The following is a 14491-nucleotide window of genomic DNA, read 5'->3' as shown; positions in this document are numbered from 1 at the left end:
CGTCGCCCTCTTCCCCTTTCCCGCTTGCCCGTGGTTCACTCTTGAGCGGGGCTATCCGCCTTACGCCAAGCGGCGATCTCGCGTTGCAGGCATTCCAGGAATTTTTCAGCGGCCTTCGAGAAAAACTGGTATTTTTTCCACGCGATATGGAGCCCCACCTCCAGCTTCGGCTCCAGCGGCCTGAAGCACAGCGGGCTGTCGCCGGATGTTCTGACGATCTTGTCCAAGCACAGGGCGTACCCCATGCCTTCCTCCACCATGATCGAGGCGTTGTACAACAGATTGTATGTCGTGATGATGTTCAGCTTCTCATAGCCTTCCCCGAACCATCCTGAGAATTCGTTTTTCACCAGATACTGTCTGGAAGCGAGGAGCGGAAGGCCCGGCAGATCCTGCGGCCTTATCGTTGGCCTTGCCGCGAGAGGGCTGTCCTTTCGCATCAGCACGCCCCAGATGTCCGTCATCGGCAGCTTGATGAAGTCGTACTTCGACAGATCCGCCGGTTCGATGAAGACGCCGAAATCCACAAGCCCCCTGTCCAGCCTTTCCGTGACGTCTTCCGCATTGCCGCTGAACAGGTGGTACGCAATGTGGGGGTACGCCGACTGGAGCCTGTGCGCCGCGCGGGCAATCAGCCGCATGGCGTCGGTCTCGCCGCCTCCGATATAGACATCCCCGCTGATCGTCTCTTCCGCCGCGCTGAATTCGGATTCCGTCTTTTCCACCAGCGTGACGATCTCCTGCGCCCGCTTGCGGAGGAACATGCCCTCCTCCGTCAGCGAAATTTTCCTTTTCCCGCGCAGGAACAGCGTTTTCCCCAGTTCCTCCTCAAGCTCCATCATCTGCCGCGACAGCGTGGGCTGGGTGACGTGCAGGGCTTCCGCCGCCCCGGATATGCTTTCCTCCCTCGCCACGGCAAGGAAATAACGGAGCACCCTCAGTTCCATAGTCCCCCTCCACTTGCTACAGGCCACTGCGTACCGTTCGCCAGCCTGCCTTCACGCAACAGGGGCGGCGCATCCGTACCGGCGGCAAGGCCATTGAAAGGGCGTCGGCCCTGGTGCGCATCCCTCAGGGCGGCACGCAATGCCGCCCGCACGCAGCCCCCCCTGTGATGCGGCAATTAATACCATGCTTATGAAGCATGGTAAAGTATTCAATATAAGTATTTGCTATTCAATGACCCTGCCCCTATATGAATGCCACAGGAGAAAGCAAGTATGAAAGGCAACGCCAAACAGGATGATTCGCTGATTCAAAACCTGCATGACGCCGGATGCTCACAACAGATCATCGATCAATTCATGCAGGGCAGGCGGGAAAAGGATACGCTTTGCCAGATCCGCATTCTGGCAAAACAGCGGAGCCTGCTTCTTGAAGCCCTCCATACGGATCAGAACAAGCTGGATTGCCTTGATTACCTTCTTTTTCAACTGAAAAAGGGATGCTGAAACAGCCTTGCCGCGTCCCTTTCGGTCTCCAGCCCGATCAAGAATGCTCAACCCCAAAGGAGGCAACATGATGCGTGCAGTGAAACGACTCGGCATGAGCGCCGCCATTGTCGGCGCAATGTCCGCCGCCCCGGTTCTGGCTCAGGAAATCCCCGCCGACGCCAGCAATTTCTACAAGAGCGAAAGCGTGACCATGCGCCAGGTCACGTTTCCGAACCAGTACAAGATGAACATCGCCGGGAACCTGTTCCTGCCCAAGAATCTGGATCAGAAAAAGAAACACGCCGCGATCATCGTCGGGCATCCCATGGGCGCGGTGAAGGAACAGAGCGCAAACCTGTACGCCGTCAAAATGGCGGAACAGGGATTCGTCACCCTCTCCGTGGATCTGGCGTTCTGGGGCGGCAGCGAAGGCCAGCCGCGCAATGCCGTTTCCCCTGACCTGTATGCCGAAACCTTCAGCGCCGCCGTGGACTTCCTCGGCACGAACCCTCTTGTGGACCGTGAACGGATCGGGGTCATCGGCATCTGCGGCAGCGGCAGCTTCGCCATCAGCGCCGCCAAGATCGATCCCCGCCTGAAGGCCATAGCGACGATCAGCATGTACGACATGGGCGCGGCCAACCGGAACGGGCTCCGGCACGGCATGACACTGGAACAGCGAAAGCGGATCATCAGGGAAGCGGCGGAACAGCGTTATGCGGAATTCACGGGCGGCGAAATCCGGTACACCAGCGGCACCGTCCATGAACTGACGGAAACGTCCACGCCCATCGAACGGGAATTCTACGCCTTCTACCGGACGCCGAGAGGGGAATTCACCCCGGAAGGCTCCTCCCCCCAGCTCACCACGCACCCGACGTTCACCAGCAACGTCAAGTTCATGAACTTCTACCCGTTCTCGGACATCGAGACGATTTCCCCGCGCCCCATGCTGTTTATCGCGGGCGAAAAGGCGCACTCCATCGAGTTCAGCGAAGACGCGTACAGGCTCGCGGCGGAACCGAAGGAACTGCATATCGTCCCCGGAGCCGGGCATGTGGATCTGTATGACAGGGCAAGCCTCATCCCCTTCGGCAAGCTCACGGACTTCTTCACGAAAAACCTGAAATAACATTCCGGGGAGGGCGGGGCCCGGTTGAGGGCCCCACCCGCATCCCAAAGGCCATAGTATGCAGAACGGTATCTTTCAGACAGGCAATCCCCGCTGGTCGACTAACGCGGCGCGCGATTTGGGACAGTTTAGCGCGCGATTTGGGACACTCTTTTTTGCCTTTTTCCCATGCTGGCACAGCATATGCAAAGCCCGGAGAAATTTTTCTCCGGGCTTTTTGTGTTGTTCCGTTCCTCGTGCTGTGGTTATTCGATATACCACTTTCGGGTTTCCCGTTCAGGGACAAGCCCATATTCCCCGCTCTCAGATTCAAAGAGCCAAAAATCCTTGTTCAGCTTCTTTGCACGGCCAATGCAAAGTCTTTCGGATTCTTTGGGCACTGAAACGCTGACGGTGAACGGCTCGGCGGCAAGCGCGCCCCACAGCTCATCAAAACCACGGTAATGGGGGGCCTTTTCAAGCCAGATGCCGCTCCAGAACTCTTCATGCGTCAATCGTCCCATTTGGTAAGAAATCTTGTTCAGCCGTTGGCTGACATCTTCCGCCCCGGCAATCAGCAGGCTTTCCCCTGTGGCGTTGCTAAAAAGATAATAGGGCAAGAGCGGTTGGACAGCGACAGCCATTTCATCGTTGGCCTTCGCCAAGCCGAACTTGCCGAGTTGTGTTCTGACACGTTCAAGGCTCATAGCGGATACTCCTGTTTGCGGACAAAAATAAATCTATTATGGATAAAAATCAATTTTTAATTTATAAAATGTATTCTTTTGGTTTAGGGTACGGCTGTACTTTCAACCGCAGACGCTTGCGCCATGACTGCTTCAAAAAAAGGACATACCGGAACTGACGATACTCAAGCGGGATTGCACGATTTTTGTTTTCCCGCAGCAGTTTTCCGCGCACATTAGATTTTCGCCGCGCCGTCATGAGGATCTTATGGTAGTAATCGCCGTCGAGGAAATAAAACGGGCTGACGTGTGTGCCTAAAAAGAGGAAATTTGACGCCTGATAGACGACGCCAAGCCGTCCGCACCGTTCATCGGCAAAAGACTGTATCCAAGCGACGCTCGGACTTGCCCGGCGGATGTACTTGACTGCATAGCTGATCGCCATGCTTTCAGAGTTGCGCGGGCAAACGTCAGCAAGCCACATTCGATTAAGCTCTAGATATTCCCCCTGTACCGTCCCCTCGACGATTTTACCGGCGCAGGCTGGATTGAGGGCATACCCAAATTGCAGGACGCCTGCGAAGTTGTCCCGGTAAAACACTCCTAAATGAATATATGAATTGTTGACGATGGATTGCGAGTAATGGTGGCGCAGGATCGTCTCCCGCGCCTTTTGTGCCGGGATTGCCGCGACATAGAAGCCGCGTTTTCCGAAGCCGACAACGCCGCCATGTTCTCCGATGATATAGCCCGGCACGTCGGCCTCTGGAGGAGTATACGGGCTAGGGACGGGGGGATGGTATGGTTTGCGGTGCATGACAAGCCCCTAAAGAGGCTCGACGGCCCGCACAGTTGGCGCTCGCGGCGCGCAATACAGTATATGCCCCGCAACGTGGACATTTTAGCTCAAGATAAAGCGCCTCACCTTTGGCAAGCAGGCGGTTACAGTGTCCGCATCTGATTTCGTTGTCGTGTGCTCCCTTCATTTTTTTGATTGTCCTTGGGTTGCGCCCCCGCATCCGTCCTGATATGCGTTTACGCGCTCGCGGTCTGACTGTGAGCCATAAACGCAGGCGGATACTCCGCATGATATGTCCGTATCATGCGGGGCCGTGGTTCGGCGGTGTGACGCCGAGCCGGTGGGGGAGTTTGCGGCTCCCCCGCCACTGTCACATTTTGTTTAATTTCAGGCCGGGCGCGGCGTTGACCGCCTTTTTCCGCAGCCTGTAGCGCGTGTGCTGATATACGCGCAAAAGCATGGTGGGATCTGTGTGTCCCATTACCTCAGCCACAGCTTTGACGTCGGCCCCGTGTTCAAGGGCCTCCGTCGGCATGGCATGGCGCAGGCTGTACGGCGTGATACGGCGTGTGATGCCCGCAGCCATGCGGGCTTGATGCCAAGCATGGCCGATGCAGCGCACCGGTCGCCCGCGCCAGTGGATGACCCACGGGCAGCCCGCCTTTCTGTCTTCCTCCTCCCATGCCCGCAGCAGGGGCAAAATGTCGTCACGAATAGGGACGATCCTGCTGTCTTCTTTTGCGCCTTTGGCTGCGTTGGGCATACGCATGTAACCTGCCGCCAGTTCTACGTCCGCCCATGTGAGCCGGAAAAGCTCGGACGGCCCAATACGCGGCCCGGCGGCCATGCCCAGAACGATCACGCGCCGGATATGCGGCACGGCCACTCGGTACATACGCGCAGCCTCGGCCCGTGTCGGCGGGTCTATGCGCCGCGCTTTTGGGCGGTGCAGGCGAAAGCCAGCCAAAGGCGACACGGACAGGCGGCCCGTTTCCACAGCCCAAGCCAAAACCGTCCTCCATAGGCGCACGCGATGGTGGGCCGTGCTGATCATGACGCCGCGCGCCTTTTGCGCCGCCAAGAAATCCTGCACCTGTGCCGCGCCCACCCGGCGGGCCTGCCAGCCCCCGAAAAGGGCCAATAGCTGATTGAGATGGTGCCGGGTACTGGTGCGGGTTACATCCCGTGTAATTTGGTGCGCCAGATATTCCTCTACAAGCTGCCGGGCCGTCATTGCGTCCCGTTTTCGTTGTTTTGCTGCCATATGGCCTCCTTGAAGAAGGCCATTGCATCAAAAAGCGTATACCTCGGCTAGAGATGCGGGGAACGGGCGCGGGAAAAAAACGTCATTGACGGCGTGCAGCATAGCACGGGCAGCACGTTGAGGATGCAGCCCACCCACACCCGTCCCCATGCCGGGAATAGCCACGCTCGAAAGCCCGGCTGTCATGGCGCAGCGCAATGCGGCCCGTGTAGCCAGATAAGCGGGTTCCGCCGTCTCAAGACTACGCGGCACGCGCATTGTCGGCGCACTGATACACCACGGGATGCGTGTATGCCCCGTCTGTACCGGCAAGGCTTGCCCCACCAACAATTCACCCGAAGCCCGCTCCCGGATCATCCGTTGCAGGCGATGCTGGAGCTGCGGGCCAAAAAACCGCGTATAAAGCGCGTCAAGCCCGCCGTCCATAAAGCCAAAGCTGTTTGCAGGGCTTACCACGGCTGCCACGGGCAAGGAGAGGATGCTCCCTTTTATGACTTGAACCGTTGCGGCCAGTTGGGAAGGTATGTATGCCTGCCATGCCGTAGTAATATCTGTCCGTACATCGCACAGGATAATTTGCATATTGACCTCTAACTTGCCAGTATGGCGGGCACTTCCGGCCACGGCGTCCCGGATTCGCCTCCATCCCACGGCGCGCCCTCCTGCGCGGGCAGGTCACGCAGTTCCTGCCTGTAGGTGCTGACCGCAGCCTTGACATCCTCGCCCAAAGGGTAGTCGGGCATGACAAGGTAATCGGTGGCGGCTATACGCCGATCGCGCTCGGCACGCAGGCGCTGGTAGCGGGCGGGCTCGCTGTTGTACTCTTCCAGCCGGGCGGCTTCTGCGGCTTCGGCCTCGGCGGTGATGCGGGCTTTTTCCGCTTCCCAGAGGGCGACAAAGGGGGCAACTTCTTCGTCGTAAAGTGAGCCGTCAAGAGCCTGATTATAGTCGTCGGTAAACTCCAGATGCCCGCTCTGCGTTACATTGTCCCATTGCAGGGCGTGCAGATTTGACGGAGCGGGAAAATCAAAGCGCAAGGCTTCCCCGTCAATGATAATGAGGCTATCAGCGGGAACAACAGTCAACCTTTTCATAAAAAACTCCTTTCTTATTAGTATACTACGAAAAATGAAATGTTTGTCCGGCACTGTCGGGGCCACGACGCTGACTGTGGAGCAGTTGGCGAGCCATACACATCCAATTCGAGGCGATGTCCATGCTTTTGACTATGGAAGTAAAGGAGGTACAAGCAATGATTGGTCTGCATCGTATATGTCGACATACACAACCGGAGGTTCACAGCCACACACGCACGGCTTTTCCGGCTCCAGTGGCGCGGCCAGTAACCTGCCGCCTTATTATGTCCTCGCGCATATTATACGGGTTGCCTGATATGTTGGAATCCATAAGTTTTTTTGACCTCATCCGGGTGTGTCCGGCACTGTCGGGGCCACGACTTTGACCGTGGCGCAGTTGGCTACGCACAAACACACTATAAAAAACAGCAAATATAAGTATGGATCAAATGGTGAAGGCCAGTATGGTTTTGACACATATTTCCCTCTTAGCAGCACGAGCAATCTAATTGACACAACTGGCGGTTCTCAGTCTCACACCCACAGCCTTTCTGGAGCATCGAAACAGGCGAATAGTTTGCCCCCATATTACGCGCTGGCGTTGATTATGCGGATTGCATGACATGGTGAAATCCGTAAATTTTTTGGCCTCCTGTGGGTGTGTCCGGCACTGTCGGGGCCACGACGCTGACTGTGGAGCAGATGTCGAACCATACGCACACCACGACAAACAAAAAGGGCATACTGACAAATGGAACTGAAAACCGTTTGGATTTCGGTAGTGCGTTCAGTTTTGATGAAAATAAAAACCTTGCAGCTTCAGGTGGTTCCAAAAACCACACGCACGCCCTATCCGGGGGCAAAATTGCTAGTATTTCCTCGCTGCCCCCGTACTACGTCCTTGCCTTGATCATGCGGGTGGCCTGATATGTTGGAATCCATAAGTTTTTTGACCTCATCCGGGTGTGTCCGGCACTGTCGGGGCCACGACGCTGACTGTGGAGCAGATAGCCAGCCACAATCACGACATCAAGACTTTGCCAGGGCAAATTGGAACTAACCTCCCCCGGCAGGTTTGGGAGTCCACCGGGCCACAAGTACACGTAACAGAATATAGTGGCGGCTCTCAGCCACACACCCACACCCTATCTGGAACGTCTGGAGTCGCCGATAACTTGCCGCCATTTTATGCTTTGTCGTACATCATGCGAGTATCGTAACTAAATTTTGTCAATGGGTTAAATGTGGTATCCGGGTGTGTCCGGCACTGTCGGGGCTACTACGCTGACTGTCAACGAAATACCAATCCATAATCACTCCTTGTCCGTCAAAACAAAGGGGGCAGGGACGGCAGGAATCGGGATACTTTACGAAAATACGGACTCCACATGGAACGATTACCTGTTGTCTACTTGGCATGCTGGCGGCAGCCAGCCCCACACCCATGCCCTGACAGGGGTGTCCGGGGACGCCCCAAACATACCGCCGTTCCATAGCCTCGCGTTTATCATGCGCTGCGCATGATGTATGCGAGATTGTAATATGGCGGCAGACTACTGGCTTTGCCAGACGCTCCAGAGAGTGTGTGGATGTGTGACGAATTTGAGCCGGTTGGATTTGAATATACTGTATCCCATTGAGGTTTATAGGTAGCCCAAACAATCATATCGCTGCCGTTACCTCCAAACTTGGATCGCCCCAATCCCGTATTGTTGTCATGGGTGTGTAAATGGCTCGCCAACTGCTCCACAGTCAGCGTAGTAGCCCCGACAGTGCCGGACACACCCGGATGAGGTCAAAAAAACTTATGGATTCCAACGTATCAGGCTACCCGCATGATATACGCGAGGACATAGTAAAGCGGTAGGTTGCCAGCCGCGCCAGTGTTCCCGGACATGCCGTGCATGTGTGGGAGGCTGCCGCCCGTCCATCCAATTCCGTGTTCCAACAAACGTACTGTATTGGCTACCTTTCCGGGAATGCCGTCCCCATTTCCCACGTTGTTCAGGACGATTCCCGTATGCATATGGCTGGGCATGTACTCTATGGTCAGCGTCGCAGCCCCGACAGTACCGGACACACCCGGATGAGGTCAAAAAAACTTATGGATTCCAACATATCAGGCAACCCGTATAATATGCGCGAGGACATAATAAGGCGGCAGGTTACTGGCCGCGCCACTGGAGCCGGAAAAGCCGTGCGTGTGTGGCTGTGAACCTCCGGTTGTGTATGTCGACATATACGATGCAGACCAATCATTGCTTGTACCTCCTTTACTTCCATAGTCAAAAGCATGGACATCGCCTCGAATTGGATGTGTATGGCTCGCCAACTGCTCCACAGTCAGCGTCGTGGCCCCGACAGTGCCGGACAAACTGTGCGTATGCGTCTCCGATCCGCCAGTATCGCCAATTTGGTGGCTTTCAGACGCGCCCAAAATCATGCGCCCGCGCAGGTCTGGAACGGGGTGCCCATTTGTCTCTGTACCGTCACACAAAACCCAATTAGTATCAGGTTGTTTTGCACCGAGAGGGATAGGAAAACGGTTGCCCTCGCCGCCAAAAGTTCCAGAAAAAGCGACAATACCTCCAATGGGCAGGGTTATGGTAAACTTCTCGTCAATCGCATCTTTGACGGCTTTGCATGTAGGGGCCTGCGTTGTGGACGCTGACAAGGCGGCGGCAAGCTGGACAATGCCCGCCCGTGCGGTGGTAGCCGTCAGCACGGACAGCAGACCTTCCGCCGTGATCGACAGGCCGCTGCCTATCTGCACGAGGCCCGTTTTTTTTTGAGGTAGCTATGCCGGGTTTGGCCGTGGTGATCAGCGAGGTGATAGCCGCATAAAGCTGCGCATTGTCACTTTTATCCAGTTCTTTCTTGGCTCCCGCGATGACCGCCGCGATTTCTTCTTGCACGGCGTTAAGCCAATCGGCTGTAACGGTAGTCGCCGCAATGGGAATAGTTGGATCGCCTTCCGTGAATTTGTGGTCAGATGTAGCGGTGGCGGAATCTATCCTGTGCATGTCTGCTCCTAAATATACGCAACAAGCCCAACGGTATGCGCTGGCTTGCGCCAGTTGATGACGCATTCAAGTATGGGATCGCCCCAAGTGCGCAAGGCTTCTCCGGCGACGGAGCGCCCGGCCTTGAACTCACGCGGGGCATCGCCGGGGGCGCTCACAAGAAAGGCGTGGCACCAGCCGCCATTGGTCAATGAGTCCCCTGCGGCGCTGATCCCGGCTTTAAAGCCTTGAAACTCTGTGATTTCAACATCATACCCCGCTAGGGAGGCATATCTTTTAAGCCACGCAAGCGAAATGCCGCCGCGTTCTTGCAAGGCCACGGCAAGCAAGGCCATGCGCTCCTGCAAAAGCTGTTCGCCCACGGCGCAGGGGCCGGGCAAGCCGTAGATGCGCTCGTAGTCTTCAAGCCACTCCTGATAGGTGAAGGGGCGGAGCGCGCCGACGGCGTGCGGCGCGTCGGCAAGCACGCGATCAAGCTCCTTCCCTTCCATGTCGACCGATACGCTGAGGCGCGGGGCGTTGGGGTTATAGCTTGTGGGCGGCAAAAGCCGCCGCAAAAGGGTTGCGTGGCCCATTTTATACCGCCTCCAGCGTCACCGTGCCGCACACGGGCCATTGTATCGCCGTCGGGGTGACGGTTGCGGCGGGAGCGGCAACGCTCACGTCGACGACGCCGGGGACTGTAGACGCGGCGGTGATCAGCGCAGACAGGTAGACGCGCGAGCCGGGGTGATAGTCTGCAAAGACGGCCTGCACGGCGTCGCGAACCGGAGCCGCGAGCGTTTGGAGCGTGTAGCCTGTGGCGGGTACGATCTTGAGCGTCACATTTACCGTCAGCGCGACAGCCGCTATGACTGTCGCCTGCGCCGTACATGGGCGCTGTTCGTCGATATAGGCTTGTGCCGCCTGAACGACTTCTTCCGATGCGATCACGCCGTCGCCCGTGATCACTACGTCGACAGTCCCGGCCCCTTGGCGAAGCGGGTAGACATATGCCTCGCCCACGCCCGCTACCGATTTCGCCCACCTGCGATAGTCGGCGGCGGTGCCGCCGCTGGGCGGGCTCTGCATGTAGTCAAGCAACCGGGACAAAAGCGAGGCGTCACTTTCGGCATCCGCGCCGCCGGTGATCGTGGCCGTGCCGACGGCCTCAATCCCGGTAGGCGGTTGCATAAGCGTCACCGTGCCGTCAATCAGATCGGGCATAACTCCGGCGGTGGCGGCGGCGCAGGCTGCGGTCAAAGCCCCTTCTTCCCCCACGGCGGCCTCTTCCGTCGTCAGGTAAAGCGTGCCGTCGGCGCTTTTCAGGCTTGCCCCGGACGGCAAGACGACGCCCGGCGCGCCGGTGAACGTCGCAGTTCCCGACGCCGCCACGGCGACCTTGCGGACGATGCCGCGCAAGCCCGCATGTGCCTCAAGATACTCGGTATCGGCGGTATCGGGCAAAAGCTGGCGGGCAAGCCACGCCTGATAGTCGTAAAGCCCTTCTACGGCTGACGCGGTGCATGAGGAACGGACAAAAAGATCACTGTCACCGTCTGCGGGGGCCGAGGGATCGAGGTTGCGGGCATCGCGCAGCATACGCTCGCGGATCGCCGCGAAATCGGGGGGCGTGTACGGCATATCAGCTTACTTTAACGGGGTATGAGTACAAGGAACGGCGGCCCGTCAGGTCGACGACTTCGACGTGAAGCAAGCATCGCCCGTCATGCGGCATATCTGCGGTGACGCTGACGGAGCGCGCCCGCCCGTCATTGACCAGCGGGGCAAGGGCCTGCTCGGCGTACTGCACGGCGAGCTTGCTCACGCGCGGCCTGTCTTTTTGGCGCGTCAGCTCGTGCAGACGCGACCCCAAAGACGGATCGGCCCACCAGCCGCCAAGCGGGGTCATTAGGCGCAGGTAAACGGCGTTCGCCAGAGTGTTGATGCGTTCGCCGGTATAGTCGCCGGTATGGGGATCAAGAAAAGCGTCCATGCGTTGCATGGTAGCAAACGCACGGACGCCAGCTAGTTGACGGATGTCAGCGGGTGAAAAGAAGGAAAGGCGGTTACTGCGGCTCGCCGGTAGTTCCGCCGCTGTCGCCTTGGTGGGTGTGGTGGGCGGTGGATATGCCCGCCGCCACCTGATCGCCGGTACTTGTGATCTCGCCGTCAAGGTGCATGTCGCCGGTGATGCGGGCCACGGTGCGCCCGGCGGCGCGGCTGCGGCCTGCGGCCCCGCCGTAGGCGAGGCTAGGCGTCTGGTAGGTGACGCCTGTGTCTGCCTGTACGGTGTAGCTTTTTGTCTGTATTGATATGTCTTCTTTCGCTTTTATAATGAAGTGATCGCACTCCACCTCGATGATCTTTTCATTTTTCAAGGTGATTTTCGCGCCCCACTGGTTGTAGATGCACACTTCCCCGCTGCCGACTTGCACCCGGTACGCGCCGTTTTCCGTCGCCACAATGACGCTGTGCGCCGTTTTGCCGCCCAAGGGCAAAACGATAAGCTCCGACCCCGCAGGAACCCCGGACGTAAAGCCGAATTGCTGAAAAACTTCCGATGCTTCCAGTTTTTCGCCGTTCAGGGCGTCGCCTTGCGCAAGCTGTACGCCGGGCCTGCCGTTCAGCCCGCCGAGCACGGCCCGGAACGGAAGGCGCACGGCGGCAAGCGCGCGGGCAATGGCATCCTTGATCATCTGCGCGGTGGTCATGTTTCGTCTCCAAAATCCCACGAGCCGGAAAAGGCTTTCCTGCCTTTTTTCCCGCGCTTGCCCTTCTTGCTGGTATCCGGCAGCCAAACCCCGTCAGGTTTTAAGACAAGCGTGGTGGTCGTGCCGTCCCGCCCGCCGTTGAACGTGCGCCGGGTGAGAAAGTAAACGTGCTCGTCGCCGTTCAGCGTCACCCGCTGGCCCGGCTCCCACAGCTTTCCATCGCTGGTACGGTGGCCCCGCACCTTTGCCGTGATCGTGAAGCTGTCCATCACGCCGTCGGCAAGCCGTTTCTTTGCCTTTTTCAGCGCGTCGCCGGGGGAATCAAGGCATCCTTCCGGGATGATCAACGGCCTGTACCACCTGACGTTTGGATCTGTGGCCTTGCCCTTCATGGCGTTTTTGCCCTTTTTCTTTTCCGTCCCTGCACCCTGCGCCAGCACCGTGATTTCAGAGTACCGGCGCTCGCAGCCCTTATCGATCTCAAGGCCGATCACGTTGTTGCCTTTGCCGTCAAGCCGCATGATCAGGGCCGCGACGGGCGGCGTGGTATAGTCCGGGGCGGCGATCTTCAAGGTGCCGTCTGGGGTGAACCACGGCCACAGGCCGCTTGCTTCGGCGGCCTGCTGGATGACTTCCCACGCCGACATGCCCGGCTCGATCGTCACTTTGACGAAAGCCGCATCACGCCCGGCGATGTCGAGCTTGGCGATGCCAAGGGGCCGGGCCACGGCGGCGACGGCTTCCGGCAACGTCACCTCTCGGCTGACGAAAATGGGGGCCGAGCAGTCAAGCAGTACGGCGGCCCCGTCGCGCCCCCGGATGTCCAGTATGTGCTCGCCCTTACGGAAGGCATGGCGCACGCGGTCGACGCGCCCGGACATGACAAGCTCGTCCCCGATGCGGATCTGCACTTCGGCCCACGGCTGGAGGTATTCCGGCAACGCCGCTGCGGGCGTGCCCAAAGACACGCTCCAGCCGTCCGCCGGTGTAAAGAAATCGGAATCAATGCTGTATTTTAACCAATCGGCGTGGACGTGCCCGGCTATATGCAGCGTCACGCGATCGGCGTCAGTCGGCGTAGACATGGAGGGCCTGCCCCTTGGCTATGAAGTTCGGATTGCGGATCTGCGGGTTCAGCCGGACGATTTCCGCCGCGCGGGTAAAGTCGCCATACAGTTTATGGGCGAGAAGATGCGCGTTGCATTCCGTCTCGGCCACATGCTCAACGAGGGGCGGGCGGGCCTCCAAGACCTTCGCCCCCAATGTCTGCACGGCGTCGGCGATGGTGCGCAAGGCTTCCGAACTCTCGTAGGCCGTCTTTTCGTCACTGACAGCCCGAATCCAGTCAATGGAATTTTGCACGCGCTCCCGCACGTTCCCAACCACGGCCTCTATTTCCTGCGGAACCATCACCGGCTCGTCCAGTTCGTCGGCAAGCAGTCCCCCGGCGGCTTCCGCAAGCTGTACGGTCTGCGTCACAGTCGCCGCCATAACGCCTACATCTTCCACCGTCCCCGCGCCGGGGGCCGGGGCGTTCAATGACGGCGCGGGTTCTTTTACCGGAGACTTTTTGACGGCAAGCACCGGCTCGGCGCGCCCGTCCGCGCCGCCGGACACGTAGCCTTGCACGCGGGACGAGACGCCGCCCACGATCGGCTCGCTCTTGACGGTCTCGCCGGTGCGCCCAAGGCGCGGGAAGGAATCGGAAAGCCGCGTCCACGCCGAGAAGGAGCCGGACAGATCGACGCCGGAAGTGATTTTTGACTGCACGGCCAGCAGATCCGACATGAACGCGGCGGGATAGTTGACGTATGAAAGCGCGGTTCTGACGACTGATTGCCCCGCGTCGTATATGTCGAGCACGGCGGACAGCACGTTTTCAACGCGGGCGCGGGCGGCCTGCGCGTATTCCTGCGCCACGGCGAGCTTGTCGCGCACCGTTGAAGCGGCGGAAGAAAGCGCGTCGGCAATGCTTGCGTCAAGCGAAGCCTGCGCCTGTTCCGCCCCGGCGCGCGGCGATTGATAGTCGAAAAAAGGATTGTCGAGGCTGGCTTCCACGGCCTCAAAGTCAAGGGCGACGTAATCGGGATCGTCCGCCCGGTGGGGAATGCCCCATCGGGTGATCGCAACCTGCACGCTGCCGAAAACGGGGTGAATCAGCTCACCCTTGCCCGCTTCTTCAAAAGCCTTGACGAGCGAGGCCACGCCGGAAAGATAGTTTTCGCCCCAAAAAAGCGCCGTAACGCGGATACGCCGGGCCTTGCGCCCAAGGTCTTCGATCTCGGCCCCGGCCCGGTACGGGTATTCATGCACGACAATGGATTTTTCCCCGTCGTCCTGCACTGATTCGACTTCAAACGCGACGCCCCGGAAAGAGGCGTCAAGAAGTTCGGTTTTCCAGCCCAT

18 protein-coding genes are annotated in these 14491 nt (G+C 58.6%); 3 read left to right on the top strand and 15 right to left on the bottom strand.

Annotation, left to right across the window (positions count from 1 at the left end; translation table 11 throughout):
- Window positions 1-35: 35 nt before the first annotated feature.
- Window positions 36-947: a LysR family transcriptional regulator gene (locus AC6I1V_RS15775; protein WP_486853862.1), complete on the bottom strand. Its 912-nt coding sequence runs from the start codon at window positions 945-947 to the stop codon at window positions 36-38.
- 273 nt (window positions 948-1220) lie between these two features.
- Here AC6I1V_RS15775 and AC6I1V_RS15770 point away from each other — a divergent pair, with 273 nt between their 5' ends.
- Together AC6I1V_RS15770 and AC6I1V_RS15765 are read left to right on the top strand one after the other, a co-directional pair.
- Window positions 1221-1451, top strand: coding sequence for a hypothetical protein (locus AC6I1V_RS15770; RefSeq protein ID WP_486853861.1), 231 nt, complete (start codon window positions 1221-1223; stop codon window positions 1449-1451).
- A gap of 67 nt (window positions 1452-1518) precedes the next feature.
- Window positions 1519-2565 carry an alpha/beta hydrolase gene (locus tag AC6I1V_RS15765; protein ID WP_486853860.1) on the top strand — a complete coding sequence of 349 codons (1047 nt, stop codon included), beginning with the start codon at window positions 1519-1521 and terminating at the stop codon, window positions 2563-2565.
- A gap of 245 nt (window positions 2566-2810) precedes the next feature.
- Here AC6I1V_RS15765 and AC6I1V_RS15760 read toward each other — a convergent pair whose 3' ends face one another.
- The 6 genes from AC6I1V_RS15760 to AC6I1V_RS15735 form a co-directional block, all read right to left on the bottom strand.
- The gene (locus AC6I1V_RS15760; RefSeq protein WP_486851097.1) at window positions 2811-3251 is read right to left on the bottom strand and encodes a hypothetical protein; all 441 of its coding nucleotides are present in this window, start codon (window positions 3249-3251) and stop codon (window positions 2811-2813) included.
- Window positions 3252-3312: 61 nt separating this feature from the next.
- A complete protein-coding gene (locus tag AC6I1V_RS15755; RefSeq protein ID WP_486853859.1) occupies window positions 3313-3987 on the bottom strand; it encodes a Mom family adenine methylcarbamoylation protein in 675 nt (224 codons plus the stop codon).
- A 25-nt stretch (window positions 3988-4012) separates the two neighbouring features.
- Window positions 4013-4216: a Com family DNA-binding transcriptional regulator gene (locus AC6I1V_RS15750; protein ID WP_486851095.1), complete on the bottom strand. Its 204-nt coding sequence runs from the start codon at window positions 4214-4216 to the stop codon at window positions 4013-4015.
- A 183-nt stretch (window positions 4217-4399) separates the two neighbouring features.
- A complete protein-coding gene (locus tag AC6I1V_RS15745; protein ID WP_486851094.1) occupies window positions 4400-5293 on the bottom strand; it encodes a tyrosine-type recombinase/integrase in 894 nt (297 codons plus the stop codon).
- 27 nt (window positions 5294-5320) lie between these two features.
- On the bottom strand, window positions 5321-5875 hold the full coding sequence (locus tag AC6I1V_RS15740; RefSeq protein ID WP_486851093.1) for a macro domain-containing protein: 555 nt from the start codon (window positions 5873-5875) through the stop codon (window positions 5321-5323).
- Window positions 5876-5883: 8 nt separating this feature from the next.
- On the bottom strand, window positions 5884-6387 hold the full coding sequence (locus tag AC6I1V_RS15735; protein ID WP_486851092.1) for a tail fiber assembly protein: 504 nt from the start codon (window positions 6385-6387) through the stop codon (window positions 5884-5886).
- 684 nt (window positions 6388-7071) lie between these two features.
- Between AC6I1V_RS15735 and AC6I1V_RS15730 the strand changes: the two genes are divergently transcribed.
- Complete coding sequence (locus AC6I1V_RS15730) at window positions 7072-7296, top strand: hypothetical protein (protein WP_497737219.1); 225 nt, start codon at window positions 7072-7074, stop codon at window positions 7294-7296.
- A gap of 1192 nt (window positions 7297-8488) precedes the next feature.
- Here AC6I1V_RS15730 and AC6I1V_RS15725 read toward each other — a convergent pair.
- The 8 genes from AC6I1V_RS15725 to AC6I1V_RS15690 all read right to left on the bottom strand — a co-directional run bounded on the left by AC6I1V_RS15725 (window position 8489) and on the right by AC6I1V_RS15690 (window position 14491).
- The gene (locus AC6I1V_RS15725; protein WP_497737218.1) at window positions 8489-9094 is read right to left on the bottom strand and encodes a tail fiber protein; all 606 of its coding nucleotides are present in this window, start codon (window positions 9092-9094) and stop codon (window positions 8489-8491) included.
- Entirely contained in the window at window positions 8988-9392 is a 405-nt protein-coding gene (locus tag AC6I1V_RS15720) for a hypothetical protein (protein WP_497737217.1), read from the bottom strand. Before AC6I1V_RS15720 ends, AC6I1V_RS15725 begins: the two co-directional genes overlap by 107 nt.
- Before the next feature lie 8 nt (window positions 9393-9400).
- Window positions 9401-9967, bottom strand: coding sequence for a YmfQ family protein (locus AC6I1V_RS15715; protein ID WP_497737216.1), 567 nt, complete (start codon window positions 9965-9967; stop codon window positions 9401-9403).
- Between the two features lies 1 nt (window position 9968).
- Window positions 9969-11015, bottom strand: coding sequence for a baseplate J/gp47 family protein (locus tag AC6I1V_RS15710; protein ID WP_497737215.1), 1047 nt, complete (start codon window positions 11013-11015; stop codon window positions 9969-9971).
- Between the two features lies 1 nt (window position 11016).
- Complete coding sequence (locus AC6I1V_RS15705) at window positions 11017-11367, bottom strand: phage GP46 family protein (RefSeq protein ID WP_497737214.1); 351 nt, start codon at window positions 11365-11367, stop codon at window positions 11017-11019.
- Between the two features lie 73 nt (window positions 11368-11440).
- Complete coding sequence (locus AC6I1V_RS15700) at window positions 11441-12085, bottom strand: phage baseplate assembly protein V (protein ID WP_497737213.1); 645 nt, start codon at window positions 12083-12085, stop codon at window positions 11441-11443.
- Complete coding sequence (locus AC6I1V_RS15695) at window positions 12082-13170, bottom strand: phage baseplate assembly protein (protein ID WP_497737212.1); 1089 nt, start codon at window positions 13168-13170, stop codon at window positions 12082-12084. The genes AC6I1V_RS15700 and AC6I1V_RS15695 overlap by 4 nt, the downstream gene beginning before the upstream one ends.
- The gene (locus tag AC6I1V_RS15690) at window positions 13154-14491 is read right to left on the bottom strand and encodes a DNA circularization protein (RefSeq protein WP_497737211.1); all 1338 of its coding nucleotides are present in this window, start codon (window positions 14489-14491) and stop codon (window positions 13154-13156) included. Before AC6I1V_RS15690 ends, AC6I1V_RS15695 begins: the two co-directional genes overlap by 17 nt.

Source organism: Bilophila sp. T19-St14 (assembly GCF_059728385.1).
The sequence above is the reverse complement of the archived record's forward strand: the minus strand, read 5'-3'. Positions and strand labels throughout refer to the sequence as shown.